Here is a 15,831-nt window from a genome sequence, read left to right on the forward strand (position 1 = left end):
TTCGCGCCGCGGCCTATGTTGGGAGCGGCGCCCAAAACCAGAGTATTTGCCATGGAACGCTCGACCATCGTCAGAGTGCATGAAGGCTTGCACGCCCGTCCCGCGACGCGGTTCGTGAAGCTCGCCAAGGGCTTCGAATCCGACGTCGAACTGATCAAGGACGGCAAGGCGGTCAGCGCCAAGAGTTCGGTCAAGCTGATGCTGCTGGCGGTCAAGGAGAACCAGGAAGTCACGGTGCGGGCGAATGGCGCCGATGCCATCGAGGCGCTCGAGGCGCTGATCGGCTATCTCGAGAATCCGCGGGCCGGCCTCGATGATGAAGCGGAAGCACAGAGCCCAGCCAACGATGCCGGGCAGGAAGCGGCACCCGCGCCGGGATCCCTGCTGGCGGCACCTGGCGGGGCAAACCGCTTGCGTGGCGTGGCCGCCAGCGAAGGTTTCGCCATCGGCCCGGCCTTTGCGCATTTCCCACCCGATATCGCTGGACAGGGCCGGATGTTGCGGGCCGAGGAGATAGAAGGCGAGATCGACCGGTTCCGCACGGCTGTCGGCGCGGTCCAGGCCCGCATGGATCATGCGTTGGCGCAGGACAGCCTGTCGGCTGGAGACCGCGGCATCGTCGCCGCGCTGCGCGATATCGCCGCCGACGACAGCCTGACTGGTGAGGCCGAGGGCCTGATCAAGGGCGGCAACGACGCGGTTTCCGCCGTCATCACCGCCGCCTCCACCATTGCCGCCGAATTCAGCGCCGTCGACGATCACTATCTCAACGCGCGGGCAGATGATGTCCACGCCGTTGGGCGGCAGATTTGCCTGGTGTTGCTGGGCCAAGACGATCTCAGCCTCGAAAACATCCCCGAAGGCGCTATCCTGATCGCCGACGACATCGGCGCCTGGGATCTGGCACGCGCGCCGCTGAAGCGTATCGGCGGCGTGGTGTGCGGCCATGGCGGCGCCACCTCGCACATCGCCATCATCGCGCGCTCGCACGGCATTCCGGCCGTGCTCGGCCTCGGCGACCAGGTCAATGCCTTGCGTACCGCGCGAGACGTCGCGCTCGACGGCAATGCCGGCCATGTGATCATCGACCCCGACGAGGCGACCCGTGCCGATTTCGCCGGCCGCGTCGAAGCGGCGGCAAAGGAGCGCGCCGGGCTGACCGTCTTCAAGACGGTGACGCCGAAGCTCGCGGACGGCAGGATCATCGAGGTGGCGGCCAATATCGGCTCACTCGAGGAAATCGAAGCGGCGCAAGAGGCTGGTGCCATGGGCATCGGCCTGTTCCGCACCGAGCTTTTGTTCATGCGCCATATGCATCTGCCCTCGGAAGACATGCAGGCCGAGACCTATGCGGCGCTGGCCAAGGCTTTTGCGCCTTATCCGGTCATTGTGCGCACGCTCGACATCGGCGGTGACAAGCCGATTGCCGGCATCGAATTTCCCGACGAGGAGAACCCCTTCCTCGGCTGGCGCGGCATCCGCATGTGTCTCGACCGGCCCGACATCTTCAAGCGCCAACTGCGGGCGCTGCTGCGCGCAGCCGTGCACGGCAACATCAAGGTGATGCTGCCGATGGTGTCCGACATCTCGGAGGTCAGGCAGACGCGCGTGCTGGTTGACGAATGCACGGCCGAGCTGAAAGCCGAAGGCGTGCCGCACGCATCATTCGGTCTCGGCGTCATGATCGAAACCCCGGCCGCCGTGCTGATTGCCCCGGCGCTGGCCAAGGAGGTCGCTTTCTTCTCGATCGGTACCAACGATCTGACCCAGTACATCATGGCCGCCGACCGGCTCAATCCGACCGTCGCCAAGCTCAATGACGTCACCAATCCGGCCGTCATGTCGGCGATCGAAATGACGGCAAAAGCCGGCGTCGCCGCCGGTATCATGGTCGGCATGTGCGGTGAGGCAGCCGGCCGTCCGGATCTGATTGCGACTTTCGTGAAGATGGGGCTGACCGAACTCTCGATGAGCCCGGCTTCGATCCAGCGCGCCAAGAAAGCGATTATGGCCATGGCCGCCGAAGGCTAGCCCAGGCCGGCTGACTACGGCAGATGGGCAAGCAAGGTGGCGAAGACCGGTGTCAATTCACTGATCGGGTTTGCCTTGGCGCAAGCCTGAACGATGCGATCGTGGCGAATATCCGCCGCCAGGATCGCGATCTCCAGCATGTCCGGCTCCGGCGCGCCGTCGCTGCCGGTGGTCGCCAGGCCGCAGGCCAAAGCGAGCGGCGCCAGGCAGCTTATGTCGAGCGCCCGGCCGCCCGCCGGCGTTCCCGGCACGGTCTCGGCAAAGCGAACGGGACGCTGATTGAGGCACTCGACCAGCAGCGCCGAGCAGGTGGCCGCGATTGCCTGCAGTCCGGCACCCGGCGCGGCCAATGCGGCCAGGAGATCGCCATGCCGCTTGCGCATCGTGGCATGGACGGCCGCGAAATCGGCTTCGTGGATGCGGGCATTGTCGATGTTCAGGCCGGCAAGCACCGCTTTGGTCAGATAATACATATCGCGCCGGAACAGGCGCTCGGCGTCCAGTTGGCGATCCTCGTTGCCGACCGGGAAATAGGTGCCGAGGCCCTTCACCGTGGTGCCGTCCACCTTGATCGGGCGCTCATGCGGGACGAAAGCTTCGGCGATCGACAGTGCTTCGTCGACGGCACTCGCGGCATGGCTGAGCAGGCCTTCGATGCCCTTGCCTGGAAACGGCGGCAGATGGCTGGTTGCTTCGCGCAGGATGCTGGCATGGCCGCTGCCGTCATGGCGGCTCTGGCGGATGATTTCGCGGACTTCCCGCAGCCGGTCCTTCAGATTGACGCGGACATCTTCGGAGATTTGTCGGAGCATCGCGGATCGCCTTGAAATTTGCTGCGGATAGCCGACCGGGGCAGCCGCCACTCTCTACATTGTTCCTATCGATAGGTAGATCAATAGGCGATACTAGACCAGCATGCAGAATCGGCGGCGGCGCCCTCGTCCGTCGCCGCAGGGGGAGAGACAGACTTGGGCAGACGACGACAGGGCGAAAGCGAAGACGGTCGAGGCGAGGCAACCGAGCAGGTCGCCAGCGAAAGCCGGACGGATCGCCTCAGGATTCGCGCCGCCTGGATGTATTTCGTCGAACAGATGACGCAGAACGAGATCGCCGACGTGCTCGGCGTCGGTCGCGTCACCATCGTGCGCATGCTGGCGGATGCCCGGGCGCGCAACGAAGTGAAGATCACCATCGAGAGCGAATTGTCGGAAATCGTGCGGCTTGAGCGCGCATTGGAGAAGACGTTCGGGCTGCAGCAGGCGCTGGTGGCGCCGCTTTCGGCAGCCGATGCCGATCCGATACCAGCGATCAGCGCCAAGACCGGCAGCTTCCTGTCGGACACGATGAAGTCCGGCATGCGGGTCGGCGTCGGCTGGGGGCAGACGCTGTTCTCGAGCCTGCCTTTCATCAGCGCCAAGTCGCTCACCGACTTCAAGGTGATTTCGCTGCTTGGCGGTGTCGGCGTCGTGCGCCGGGTCAACCCAGCCGAGTTCGCCTGGCGCTTCGCTCAGATATTCCAGGGCGACGGCTATCTGATGCCGACACCAGCCGTGGTCGACAGCGTCGAGACCAAGATCGCCCTGATCGAGCGCTGCGGCCTGCAGGAGATTTTCGAAATGGCCGACGTGCTCGATGCCGTTCTGCTGAGCGTCGGCGGGATCGCCTCGGCCACCACCTTCTCTCGTGGTGGCTTCCTCAAGGAGGCGGATCGGGAGGCCCTGCTTGCGCGTGGCGCCGTGGGTGACCTCCTGTTCCATTTCTTCGACCGCAACGGCGATCTGGTCGACCATCCCGTCAACAGCCACGTGATGTCGGTGGATGTCGACCGTCTGCGCAAGGCGCCGATCCGCATCCTCACCTCCGGTGGCGAGGAGAAGACCGAAGCGCTGCTCGGCGCCATGACCCTCATCGCCCCAACCATCCTGATCACCGACGAGGAGAGCGCGCGGCGCATGCTGGAAGCGGTCAGCGGAAGCTGAAGCTGTCCATGATGTAGTCCGGCCAAGCCTGCTGTTCGTCGAAAACAGCGGCGAGATCCGGTGTGTCCGCCAGTATTCCGCTCAGCACCAGCGCGGTGGCGATGCCGGTGCTGTTTCCCCCCGATATGTCGTGTTCGACGCTGTCGCCGACGCAGACCACGGTGCCACGGTCCGGCTCGCCGGCCAGCGCCAGCGCGGCGTCGAAAATCGCGGTGTCGGGCTTGCCGATGCGGGTAACGCTGCCGCCCAGGCTTTCGTAGAGATCGGCCAACCGGCCGGCGCCGAAACGAGGGCCAACGGCCGTCAGCATGATGATGTCGGGATTGGTGCAGAAACACGGCACCCGCCGCTCCGCCGCCGGCGCGAACAGCCTGCGATAATGGTCAAAGTCAAAGCGGTCACCCTCGCTGGCCGCGATCAGCACCAGCTCGGCCTCATCGCCGGACCCGGTCAGCGCAAATGGCAGGCCTTCGATCGCGGAGCGGTCATTGTCGCGGCTGATCAGCAGGCATTTTGTCCCCGGGCGCAGCTTTCCCGACGCCGCCATCTCCCCAAAGGATCGCCACGCCACCTCGCCGGAAGAAACGAAATGATCCCAGCTTCCCGGTTCGAAGCCGAGTTTCATGAGCCGGCTTTCATTGGGTTGAGCCCGCCTGCCGGAGTTCGAAACCAGCACCACGGTCTTGCCGGCGCGTTTCAGCGCCGATAGCGCTGCCACCGCGCCTGGATAGGGCCGCGTGCCGTCGTGCAGCACGCCGAACTGGTCGAGCAGGAACACATTATAGCGCTCCGCCAGCGGCCCGAGGCCGTCGAGACGTTCGATCGTTTTCGCGCTCATAGGAGTCCTGCCCGGCTTGCACCCATCAGCGCCAGCCGCGCCGTGCCGGCGGCGGCCTCGTCGGAAAGCGCGGGCAGGAAATCGACGCCGAGCCTGCGACGCCGGATTGCCGTCCAGGCCGGGTTCGCTGCCCCGCCTCCGACGCTCCTGACCGATATCAGCGTGGGCGCGCCGAGTTCGGCAAGCCTGTCATAGCCGAGCGCTTCGATCGCGGCGATGCCTTCGAACATCGCTTTCAGATAATCGGCGTCGTCCGCCGGCCGCGGCGCAAGGCGAGGCGGCAGCGCCGGATCGGCGATCGGAAACCGTTCGCCCGTGGCGGGAAGCGGATAGTAATCGAGGCCGGTGCCCGTCTCCGGGTCGATTGTCGCGCTGAGTTCAATGATACGGGCGAGCGGAAAGTGCTGGGCCAGCACCTTGCCGCCTGAGTTCGAGGCACCGCCCGCCAGCCAGGCGTTGCCGAGCCGATGGCTGTAGATGCCGAAGCGCGGCGCCGAAATCGGCCGGTCGGACAGGATCTTGATGGTCAGCGAGGATCCCAGCGCAGTGACCCCGTCGCCGATCGCGGCAGCACCGGTCGCCAGGAACGAGGCGCAGCCATCCGTGGTGCCGGCGACGACGGCCACATCGCGCGGCAAGCCGAACAGTTCCCCGGCTTCCGCGGTGAGGGCGCCCGTGACCTCGCCCGGCACGACCACGCGCGGCAGCAACTCCATGCGCATTCCGGTCGCCGCGATCCATTCCGGCCAGCGGCGGGCCTCGACATCATAACCTGTCTTCAGGGCATTGTTCTCGTCGCTGACGTCGAAGCGGCCGGAGAAGTTTCCGGCAATCCAGTCGGCCTGATGCAGCACTGCCGCAATGCCCGGTAGATGCTGGAAGCGCAGGGCCTTGGCGAGGCCGGATGTCGCTCCGTGCGCTGCACTTGCAGCCGGCGCGGTGCGGGCGATCGCGGCCAGGAGGCCGTCGTCATCGACCTTGTCGTTGTACATCAGCGGTTCGGCCAGCGGCAGCCCGGCGGCGTCGACCGGCAGCAGCGTGCCGGAGGTGCCGTCGACGGCGATGGCGCGGACCGCCGTGCGGTCGATGCCGGAAAGCAGCTCCGTCAGCGCCGCCTTGACCGCTTGCCACCACGCCGTGGGGGCTCGGCCATCGCCGCCAAACCTGTCGAGTGGAACGGCCGAATGCCCGGCTATGGAAAAATCAGGGCGCATGGCGACGGCGCGCGCACCTGATGTGCCAATGTCGATGCCGATGACAAGTGGCATCATGTCCATGCTAGCCGCCACCCGCGTTGAGCTTCTGGCGATATTGCTCGGCGTCCCAGTTGACCAGCTCGTCATTCTCGGAGGCGGTGAGATAGTTCAGCCGCGCGGCGATGTCGACACGCGCCGTCACGTCGGCGAGGCAGCGTTGCATGGCATCGGCGCCGGCACTGGCGTCGCCGCGCATCAGCACGCCTGCGCCGGGAAACAGGATCGCCGCAGGCGACGTGCCCAGTCGTGCAACGACATCGGCCACGGCCTCGCCTGACTTCGCCACGACGGAGCCCTGGCCGAGGAAAATGACGTGGTCCGGATAGAGGCTGCCGGCCTGCGCCATGCGGCGGCTCTCAGGGTCGAGCGCAACCGCATGCGCTTCGACATCGGCCGGCAATCTGTAGCCGCTGTCGCCGGCGAGCGCGGCCAAGGCGTCGAGGTCGGGTGCGGCGGTCGCGCGCGCCGGCCGGGCCAGCAATGACCTGATACGGCGCAGCAGAAGCTCCGCCCCGGCGACGGTTTCGGCAGCGACGACCAGCCCGTGATTGCCAAGGATCAGCACGTCGACACCAGGCCGCAGTTTTTCGGCAATGCCGCGTGCAAGCGGCAGGCCGGGCCGGAAATAGGGCACATAGGCCCATTCGATGCCATCGAGCCGCTTGGCGACCTCGGCCTCGCCATCGGCCTGCACGGCAAGCGAGATGGTGTCGACGCAATGGACATGCAGAACGACGCGCTGCGGCATCAAAGCGTGCACCGTGGTCTCAATCGATGGCCGCAGGCCGCGCGGGTTGAGCGCTGCAATGGTGAAACCCTGCGGCTGGTCGGCGGCGCGATCGCGCTGTTCGACGGCTTTCAGCAGCGGCGCCATCGCCACCGGCACCATGATGTCATCGACGAGCGCGTCTTTCAGCCAGGTGCCGGAGGCCTTGATCCACAGCGTGTCGCCGGCTTTCAGCGAGGTGTTGCCGCCTGCCGCCTGGGTGAGATGCGGGCTCCGCCCGATGCTGGCCGAAAGCGCCCGCAAGGCCGCCAGTTCCTGCGCGTCAGCTTGGGTCGCCATGGCGCTTTTCCTCCAACGGCTCGGCCGTGTCCTGCGCGAAATCCCGTTGCCGGGATCGAATTGGCGCTGATATCGCAGAAACGAGTGATCTACGTCAATAGTGATCTACTGTCATCAAACACGCTTGCAATCCGACTAATGTTGAGTAAGTTACGCCAATTGCCATGGAAAATGGCATCCGGGAGGAAAGAATTGAGCGACTCCGGCCGTCAGCGTCAGATCGTCGAACTGTTGCGGGATCGTCCGTTCGCTTCGGTGCGCGAGTTGCAGGAGCGGCTTGGCGTTTCAGCCGCGACGGTCAGGCGCGATATCGACAGGATCGACGAGGCCGGCGAAGCGCGGAAGGTCTATGGCGGCATCTCGGCGCTCGACGGCGCTTCCCAGGCCGGTGTTGCCTACGCCAGGCCTTACGACGAGAACCGCGACCTTGCGGTCGAGGCCAAGCGGCAGATCGCCGCTCTCGCGGCGACCATGGTGCGCGACGGCGACGCCGTCATCGTGCATGGCGGCTCGACCTGCTTCCATCTGGGCGTCAAGCTGGCCGAGCGCAACATCCGCCTCTACACCAACTCGATGCCGCTGGCGGCCTATCTCAGCGACCACGGCCATTGCAGCCTGACGGTTGCGGGCGGTGATCTGCATCGCGAACCCGGCATCATCCATTCGCTCAGCCAGGCCGTGCCCTTCTATGCCTCCAAATTCTTTCTCGGCGCGCAAGGCCTTGGCCAGGAAGGCGTGATGGAATCGCACCCGCTGCTGGTACGCTCGATCGTCGATCTCAGCCTTTGCGCCGACCAGATCGTGGTGCTGGCCGACAGCCGCAAACTGTCGATCCACGCGCGCAATGTCGCGCTGCCGCTTTCCCGCATCGGCACGCTGGTCACCGACGACGGTCTCTCCGACGCCGATGCGCGCATGCTGGAAGACGCCGGCGTCATGGTGCGGATAGCCTCGGGAGCCATCCAGTGAAGGTGGCTGTCCTCGATTTCGGCAAGACCAATTCGAAGCTGTTCGTCTTCGGCCAGGACGGGCGGATCATCGACGAGCGCCGGACACAGCCGAAATGGATGCGCCAAGGCGGCTTCAGCGTGCTCGACGAGGCGGCGCTCCACCATTGGGCGCTCAGCGCCGTTGCCGATACGGTCGACGGTCATGGAGTGGAAGGGGTCATGGTGTCGGGCCATGGCTGCACCTTTGCCTTGGTCGACGAAGCGGCGCTGACGCATCCGATCCTCGACTACGAGCAAGAGCCGCCGGCCGAGATTGCCGCGCGGATCGATCGCCGCATTCCGGACTTTTCGGAGACCTTTTCGCCGCGGCTGCCGCTCGGCTTCAACTACGGCCGCCACATGCTGTGGCTGCAGGAGGTCGATCCCGACGCGTTCGCTACGTCGAAATCGATCCTCGGCTATCCGCAATACTGGAGCTGGCGCCTTGGCGGGCGGGCGGTCTCGGAAGTGTCCTATCTCGGCTGCCATTCGCATCTGTGGGCGCCGCGGAGCCAGGACTTTTCCTCGCTGGTCGACGCGCAGGGCTGGCGTGACCGGATGCCTGGCTTCGAGCGCGCCGGCACCGTTATCGGCGAGCACCGCCTCGGCGCTGCGGCGCGACCGATCGCCATCCACAACGGCGTCCATGATTCGAATGCGGCGCTCTATGCCTATCGCCGGCAGGAGCTTGGCCCGGTCACCGTCGTTTCGACCGGCACCTGGGTCGTCGTGCTCAATCCGGACTGCCCGCTCGACACGCTCGACCGGGATCGCGACATGCTGGTCAACGTCGATGTCGATGGCGGCCCGGTGCCGACCATTCGCTTCATGGGCGGGCGCGAATTCGCAACCATCAGCGGCGGCTGGCAAGGCGAGATCGCCCGTCCGGTGGTGCAGCGGGTGATCGATGCCGGCATCATGGCGCTGCCGAGCTTCGCGCCAGGTGGGCCGATGCCCAGTCAGTCCGGCCGGCTGGTGGGGCGCACGCCCGATGCCGAGGAACGCGCGGCGGCGGCGCTGCTCTACGTCGCGCTGATGGTCGATCTGTCGCTCGACCTCATCCATTCGAACAACACGGTGATCGTCGATGGCGGGCTGAACACAGGCGGTGTGTTGGCCGGACTGCTGGCGCAGTTGCGTCCCGGCCAGGCTTTCCTGCAGGGCGCCACGCTGGAGGGCAGCGCCACGGGTGCAGCGGCGCTCGCCTTCGAGAGCGTCGGGCGCGAATTCGCCGCCGAAGTTCCAGAGCCGGTGCACGCGTCGCGTTTCACCGGGTTGGCAGGCTATCGCAGCAACTGGCGTGACGCCACGATGGACCAGGGCGTCGCCGGTGCGGCAGTGGGAGGTGCGCGATGAGTGCGATTGCCCAGGCCGAGACGGCGCGCCAGCCGGTGCTGGAGATGCGGCACATCTCCAAGACGTTCGGCGCGATCCGTGCCTTGCACGATGTCTCGCTCAGCGCCCATGCCGGGGAGCTGCACGCCTTGATGGGCGAGAACGGCGCCGGCAAGTCGACATTGATGAAAGTGCTTTCAGGCGCCTATCGGCCGGATGCCGGCGGCGAGATCCTGATCGACGGCATGCCGGCTGCGACCGGCGATCCGATCAAGGCGCGCGCCAGCGGCGTCGCGGTGATCTATCAGGAGCTGTCGCTGGCGCCCAATCTGACGGTGGCGCAGAACATCTTCCTCGGCAACGAGCCGCGACGCTTCGGCATCGTCGATCGCGACCAGTGCACCCGGCGCGCCAGCGAGATCATCAAGCGGCTCGGCGTTTCCTTTTCGGCCCGCGACATGGTCTCCAGCCTGTCGCTCGGCGAGCGCCAGCTGGTCGAGATCGCCCGCGCGCTATCGACCAATGCGCGCATCATCGTCATGGACGAGCCGACCACGTCGCTGACCTCGCGCGAGACCGACCGGCTGTTCGAGGTCATCGCGACGCTGAAATCGCAAGGCATCGCCATCATCTACATCAGCCACCGCATGGAAGAGGTCTACCAGCTTGCCGACCGCGTCAGCGTGCTGCGCGACAGCGGTTATGTCGGCACGCTCGAGCGTGCCGACCTCAGTGCCTCGCGCCTCGTCTCGATGATGGTCGGCCGCGATTTGTCGGCTTTCTACAAGAAGGATCATCGGCCGCCGGACGAAAAGCGCGCGGTGGCGCTCTCGGTGCGCGCCATGTCCGACGGCCGTCTCCTGAAAAACTGTTCGTTCGACCTGCACAAGGGCGAGGTGCTGGCGCTGGCGGGTCTGGTCGGTTCCGGCCGCACAGAGCTGGCGCGGCTGATCTTCGGCGCCGACAGGCACATTTCAGGCACGCTGGAACTCGACGGCAAACCTGTAACCATCGGCTCGCCGCGCGAGGCGCTCGATGCCGGCATCGCCTATCTGACCGAGGACCGCAAGGAACTCGGCCTGTTCCTCGACATGTCGATCTCCGACAATATCAGCATGGGCGTGCTGGCGCGGGATTCGCGCGCCGGCGGCTTGCGCGACTTCGCGGCCGCCGAAAGGCGTGCTTCCAAGGCCGTTGCCGATCTCTCCATCCGCACCAGTTCGGTGCAGGCCAATGCCGGCTCGCTGTCGGGCGGCAACCAGCAGAAGGTGCTGCTCGCCCGCCTGCTCGAGACCGAGCCGAAGGTCGTCATCCTCGACGAGCCGACCCGCGGCGTCGATGTCGGAGCGAAATCGGAAATCTACCGGCTGATCGACAATCTCGCCAAGCAGGGCATCGCCATCCTGATGATCTCCAGCGAACTGCCCGAGGTGATCGGTGTCGCCGATCGCGTGCTGGTGATGCGCGACGGAAAGATATCGGGCGAGGTGACGGCATCGCAAGGCGAACCGCTAAGCCAGGAGGAAATCATGGAACTTGCAACGGGAGCGGCTCAGCAATGACCGACAAGGCGACCGAGATCAGCGCAGGCGGCCAGGCCACCGGCACGAGCCGACGGTTGCGCACGGCTTTCGCTGCCCTTGGCATGCTGCCGGTGCTGATCCTGCTGGCGGCCGGCTTCCAGTTCCTGAACCCGCGCTTCCTGACCGAGACCAACCTGTTGATCGTCACCCAGCAGTCGTCGATCAACATCGTGCTGGCGGCCGGCATGACCTTCGTCATCCTCACCGGCGGCATCGACCTGTCTGTCGGCGCCATCCTCGCCGCATCGGCGATGGTGGCGGTGATCGTATCGCTGGTGTCGGACTGGGGTTTGCTCGGCGTGCCGGCGGCCATTCTGGTCGGCCTCGGCTTCGGCCTCATCAACGGGCTGCTCATCGCCTACATCAAGCTGCCGCCCTTCATCGTCACGCTGGGTTCGCTGACCGCGGTGCGCGGTGTCGCCCGCCTGCTCGGCCAGGACACGACGGTGTTCAATTCGGACCTGCCGTTCGATTTCATCGGCAACGGTTCGCTGTTCGGCATCCCGTGGCTGGTCATCATCGCACTGTCGGTGGTGGTGCTGTCCTGGCTGGTGCTCAAGCGCACCGTGCTCGGCACCTGGATCTACGCCGTCGGCGGCAATGCCGAAGCGGCGCGGCTGACCGGTATCAAGGTGCCGCTGGTGCTGCTCTTCGTCTATGGCGTTTCCGGCCTGCTGGCCGGCCTCGGCGGCGCCATGTCGGCGGCCCGGCTCTACGCCGCCAACGGCTTGCAGCTGGGCCAGTCCTACGAACTCGACGCCATTGCCGCGGTCATTCTCGGCGGCACCAGCTTCGTCGGCGGCGTCGGCTCGATCTGGGGAACGCTGATCGGCGGCCTGATCATCGCGGTGCTCTCCAACGGGCTCATCTTGGCCGGTGTCTCGGACATCTGGCAGTACATCATCAAGGGATTGGTCATCATCGTGGCGGTCGCCCTCGACCGCTACAGGCTCCAGGCAGGAGCAAGAACGTGATTGACCTTAGTCGCCGGCGTCAACGACCGGTTTGTGTAACGCACCGTGAGAGGCGCGGGGCAATCGGAGGAAAGCAATGAAAACCATCGCCAAACTGCTCTGCGGCGTCGCACTCGCGTCGCTCGCCATCGCGCCTGCTTCGGCCAAGGACCTCAACAAGGTCGGTATCTCGGTCGGCCTACTCGGCAATCCCTTCTTCGTCGCCACCATCAAGGGCATCGAGGACGCGGCCAAGAAGATCAACCCGAAAGTCGAGGTGACCTCGGTATCGGCCGACTATGACCTCAACAAGCAGGTCTCGCAGGTCGATTCGTTCATCGCCGCCGGTGTCGACGTGATCATGCTCAATGCCGTCGACGCCAAGGCGATCGCGCCGGCGGTGAAGAAGGCACAGGCCGCGGGCATCGTCGTTGCCGCCTTCGACGTTTCGGCTCCGGGCGCCGACGTCACCGTGATGACCAACAACGTCAAGGCCGGCGAAGAGGCCTGCCAGTACCTGGTCGACCACACCGGCGGCAAGGGCGACTACGTCATTCTCAATGGACCGGCATCGTCGTCGATCCTGGAGCGGGTGAAGGGCTGCAAGAACGTGCTTTCGCAGCATCCCGACATCAAGATCCTCTCCGACGACCAGAATGCCGAAGGCTCGCGCGACGGCGGCCTGAAGGTGTTCCAGTCGCTGCTCACCCGCTTCGACAAGATCGATGCGGTGTTTGCCATCAATGACCCGACGGCGATCGGCGCCCAGCTCGCGGCCAAGCAGCTCAACCGTTCGGAGTTCATCTTCACCGCCGTCGACGGCGCGCCCGATATCGAGAAGGAACTCTCTTCCGGCACCTCGATGATCAAGGCCTCGGCCTCGCAGGATCCCTATGTAATGGCCGGCCAGTCACTGACGATGGCGGCCGAACTGCTGGCCGGCAAGAAGCCGGCGGAGCCGACCGTTCTGCTCGACCCGAAGCTGATCACGGCCGAGAACCTGAAGGACTACAAGGGCTGGACCGCAGCCCGCTAAATTCTTCCCAAGGCCGGTGCGGCCGGGATGACCCGGCCGCACCTTGTCAGCACCGGAGACGATGATGTCGCGTATTGGAATCCATTCTTTCGTCTGGTCGGCGAGCTCGGCTCAGGCCGATCTGGAGCGCACGCTGGCCAACACCAGGGAGGCCGGCTTCGACCTCATCGAATTCTCCTATCTCGACCCCGCCAATGTCGACATCGGCGGGCTCGCCAGGCGCATCGCCGATCTTGGCCTCGGCGTGGCGATCAGCATCGGATTGCCTGGTGACGGCGATATTTCGAGCGCCGACAGGGCGATTGCCGCGCGCGGCGTCGAAATCCTCAACGACACCATCGCGCTGACGCGCGACCTCGGCGGCCGGAAGGTCGCCGGCATTCTCTCGACCAGCCACGGATTGCAGGTCGAGGCGCCGACGCGCGATCAATGGCAGCGCAGTGCCGGCACGCTGGCCAAGGTTGCCGAGACAGCCAAGGCGGCCGGCGTCACGCTCAACCTCGAGATCGTCAACCGCTTCGAAAGCAATCTGCTCAACACCGCCGCGCAAGGACTGGCCTTCATCGAGGACACCGGCTCGGACAACATCTTCCTGCATCTCGACACGTTCCACATGAACATCGAGGAGGCCGATGTCGGGCTGGCCATCCGTCAAGCCGCGGACAAGATCGGCTATGTCCATATCGGCGAAAGCCATCGCGGCTTCCTCGGCACCGGCAATATCGATTTCGCCGCGATCTTCGATGCGCTGACGGCGATCGGCTACAGCGACGATCTCAGCTTCGAATCCTTCTCTTCGGAAATCGTCGATGAGCACCTGTCGAAGAAGACCGCCATCTGGCGCAATCTGTGGACGGACAACATGGCGCTGGCCAAGCACGCGCGCGCCTTCATCGGGCTCGGGCTGGAGACGGCAAGGCGCAAGGCGGAACTGGTTTCGGCGCATCACAAACCCTGACCCGCCTGTCAAGGGCCGAAGGACGCGGCGTGCGCCGCATGCAGGGCTCTGACTTCAAAATCAACAAACGGCCTCGTGGCAGCCAGTGCTGGCAGCTTTTGCGCCGCCAGCTTTTCGCGATAGGAATTTTTTCTTGACTCGGTGACCTCAGCTATGGTACATTTTTGCCTATGGTGCTGATTTGCGCCAGTGACCCGCCGCACAGGCGGGTTTTTGTTTGATGCACCGTCAGCCAAGGTGCCGGCCGTATGGCGGCGGCATTGCTCGCGGCAGGTGCATCGGTTATCTGACCGGCCAGGCAAACAGCGCCACGCAATCCCCAAACGGAGTTCGGCACATGACACGCGAGACAATCCTCAAATTCGGCACCGTCGAACACGCGGACGCAGGCGATCTGGCTGGCTGGATCGTCGTCGAGGGCAGGCCGACCATGCAAACCGCCGTCCAGCACACGACCGAGGACGGCAAGGTGTTGTCGGGCACCTGGCGGGCGACGCCCGGCACCTATCACGCCACCTATACCGACTATGAGTTCGTGCACATGATCGCCGGCCGCATCATCATCACGCCGGACGGCGGCACGCCGGTCGAGGTCGGCCCCGGCGACGCCTTCGTGGTGGAAGCGGATTTCAAGGGAACCTGGAAGATCATCGAGCCGGTGACGAAGCATTTTGTCGTGCGGGTCGGCTGAAGCGGGGTGATCCGTCTGGCCCGCCATCGCGGCGAGTGCTCAAGCGAACGCTTTTTCGTGCCTCCGGGGGCCTTTTGGAGGCCATCCCAACCGACATCGCGTGGGGTGTCGCCGATGGGCTCGGAGGAGGTGCGCTGACCTGGGCGCGGTAAGCGTATTCGCTGATCTCTGCATTCGCCGGGGCCTCGGCCAGGCCACTCCTCGGACTCCGGTCATTGGGTCATGAAGGCGTCTGTGGCGTCATCCAGACGGTCGGCCTCGACATGAATGATACGGCACTCGCCAGCCAAGCGATCTCTCATCGGTGCTTACCGGCCAGGTATCCTTGATACACCGGATTGATCCCCTAGTTCTTTCGGGGGCGCGGCAATCGCGAGGTTGCCTCGGGGGCAGCGGCGGTTCGCGCCGTTCTGACTGCACGCCGCGGAAAGACGGTTGGACCGACGCATCCATGGAGGTCGTCGTGCGTCAATCGCGTGGATTCACCTGTGCGTATTTCGTCTTAGCTTGCTCGATCGCGGCAGTTTGCGCAGGAGCTGCAACCGGTGGTCAGCAAGGCGGAGGGCATGGCAACGGCGGCCATGGTTCTGGTGACCATGGGGGCGGTGGAGGTCATGACGCCGGCGGCAACGAGGGCGGCTCGCACAAAGGGACTGGCGACGACCCCGGCGGCTCCAGTTCGTCGGCGGACGACGGCGAGACCAGCACAAGCGGCACTACGACAGCCCCGGGGACTGTAGGTTCGGCCACCGCCACTGCTGTTGCGTCCGCAAGGGGCGGACAGTCGCTCGACCTCCCGGCCGCTCTCCAGCCTCCCGGCGACAGCAAAACTCAATCAACAGTCAGCCGAACCGAGGCGCTGCCGGGCGTCCCGGATAAAGTCGTTCGGGCCTGCCATGATGCCATCGAGTCGGCCGCCGCTCCGTTGGGGGCGACCAGCGTGCGCGTCACCAGCGCGGGCTTCGTACATCAGTTGAGTCGGGCGACGATCTCGGCCCCCATCGAGGTCAGCATCGACTATGCGCGGCAAGGCAGCGTGGAAACGCGGCAGGCGGCGATCCAATGCGAATTGGACGCGACAGGCAGCGTGATCGGTCTGACATAGCGCATCGCGCA

The 15,831-nt window shown here is 65.3% G+C and carries 14 protein-coding genes; 10 read left to right on the top strand and 4 right to left on the bottom strand.

Features of this window, described 5'->3' with window-relative positions:
• The first annotated feature begins 51 nt into the window (after window positions 1-51).
• Window positions 52-2,031, top strand: coding sequence for a phosphoenolpyruvate--protein phosphotransferase (ptsP, locus tag AC0NIL_RS07510; RefSeq protein ID WP_473572670.1), 1,980 nt, complete (start codon window positions 52-54; stop codon window positions 2,029-2,031).
• A 14-nt stretch (window positions 2,032-2,045) separates the two neighbouring features.
• Here ptsP and AC0NIL_RS07515 read toward each other — a convergent pair whose 3' ends face one another.
• Window positions 2,046-2,843: a hypothetical protein gene (locus tag AC0NIL_RS07515; protein WP_275954304.1), complete on the bottom strand. Its 798-nt coding sequence runs from the start codon at window positions 2,841-2,843 to the stop codon at window positions 2,046-2,048.
• A 156-nt stretch (window positions 2,844-2,999) separates the two neighbouring features.
• On the opposite strand from AC0NIL_RS07515, the gene AC0NIL_RS07520 reads away from it, so the two are divergent.
• The gene (locus AC0NIL_RS07520) at window positions 3,000-4,010 is read left to right on the top strand and encodes a sugar-binding transcriptional regulator (protein ID WP_013529333.1); all 1,011 of its coding nucleotides are present in this window, start codon (window positions 3,000-3,002) and stop codon (window positions 4,008-4,010) included.
• Here AC0NIL_RS07520 and AC0NIL_RS07525 read toward each other — a convergent pair.
• The 3 genes from AC0NIL_RS07525 to AC0NIL_RS07535 are packed head-to-tail and all read right to left on the bottom strand — an operon-like array spanning window position 3,997 to window position 7,170.
• Window positions 3,997-4,848, bottom strand: a complete 852-nt coding sequence (locus AC0NIL_RS07525; RefSeq protein WP_275954303.1) for a TIGR01459 family HAD-type hydrolase — start codon at window positions 4,846-4,848, stop codon at window positions 3,997-3,999. The genes AC0NIL_RS07520 and AC0NIL_RS07525 overlap by 14 nt on opposite strands.
• Complete coding sequence (locus AC0NIL_RS07530; protein ID WP_473572673.1) at window positions 4,845-6,119, bottom strand: FGGY-family carbohydrate kinase; 1,275 nt, start codon at window positions 6,117-6,119, stop codon at window positions 4,845-4,847. The genes AC0NIL_RS07525 and AC0NIL_RS07530 overlap by 4 nt, the downstream gene beginning before the upstream one ends.
• 7 nt (window positions 6,120-6,126) lie before the next feature.
• Complete coding sequence (locus tag AC0NIL_RS07535) at window positions 6,127-7,170, bottom strand: class II aldolase/adducin family protein (RefSeq protein WP_275954302.1); 1,044 nt, start codon at window positions 7,168-7,170, stop codon at window positions 6,127-6,129.
• Between the two features lie 192 nt (window positions 7,171-7,362).
• Here AC0NIL_RS07535 and AC0NIL_RS07540 point away from each other — a divergent pair, with 192 nt between their 5' ends.
• The 8 genes from AC0NIL_RS07540 (at window position 7,363) to AC0NIL_RS07575 (ending at window position 15,820) form a co-directional block, all read left to right on the top strand.
• Entirely contained in the window at window positions 7,363-8,139 is a 777-nt protein-coding gene (locus tag AC0NIL_RS07540; protein ID WP_013529337.1) for a DeoR/GlpR family DNA-binding transcription regulator, read from the top strand.
• Window positions 8,136-9,515, top strand: coding sequence for an acetate and sugar kinases/Hsc70/actin family protein (locus AC0NIL_RS07545; protein WP_064993090.1), 1,380 nt, complete (start codon window positions 8,136-8,138; stop codon window positions 9,513-9,515). Before AC0NIL_RS07540 ends, AC0NIL_RS07545 begins: the two co-directional genes overlap by 4 nt.
• Window positions 9,512-11,056 (top strand): sugar ABC transporter ATP-binding protein, encoded by a 1,545-nt coding sequence (locus AC0NIL_RS07550; RefSeq protein ID WP_275954301.1) that lies wholly within the window; start codon window positions 9,512-9,514, stop codon window positions 11,054-11,056. Before AC0NIL_RS07545 ends, AC0NIL_RS07550 begins: the two co-directional genes overlap by 4 nt.
• The gene (locus AC0NIL_RS07555) at window positions 11,053-12,051 is read left to right on the top strand and encodes an ABC transporter permease subunit (RefSeq protein ID WP_064993089.1); all 999 of its coding nucleotides are present in this window, start codon (window positions 11,053-11,055) and stop codon (window positions 12,049-12,051) included. The genes AC0NIL_RS07550 and AC0NIL_RS07555 overlap by 4 nt, the downstream gene beginning before the upstream one ends.
• Window positions 12,052-12,127: 76 nt before the next feature.
• A complete protein-coding gene (locus AC0NIL_RS07560; protein ID WP_013529341.1) occupies window positions 12,128-13,066 on the top strand; it encodes an ABC transporter substrate-binding protein in 939 nt (312 codons plus the stop codon).
• 64 nt (window positions 13,067-13,130) lie between these two features.
• A complete protein-coding gene (locus AC0NIL_RS07565) occupies window positions 13,131-14,024 on the top strand; it encodes a sugar phosphate isomerase/epimerase family protein (RefSeq protein ID WP_275954300.1) in 894 nt (297 codons plus the stop codon).
• A 337-nt stretch (window positions 14,025-14,361) separates the two neighbouring features.
• Window positions 14,362-14,715: a cupin domain-containing protein gene (locus tag AC0NIL_RS07570; protein WP_024503728.1), complete on the top strand. Its 354-nt coding sequence runs from the start codon at window positions 14,362-14,364 to the stop codon at window positions 14,713-14,715.
• 940 nt (window positions 14,716-15,655) lie between these two features.
• Entirely contained in the window at window positions 15,656-15,820 is a 165-nt protein-coding gene (locus tag AC0NIL_RS07575) for a hypothetical protein (RefSeq protein ID WP_164745797.1), read from the top strand.
• The last annotated feature ends 11 nt before the right edge of the window (window positions 15,821-15,831 follow it).

The organism is Mesorhizobium sp. WSM1343, assembly GCF_055901535.1.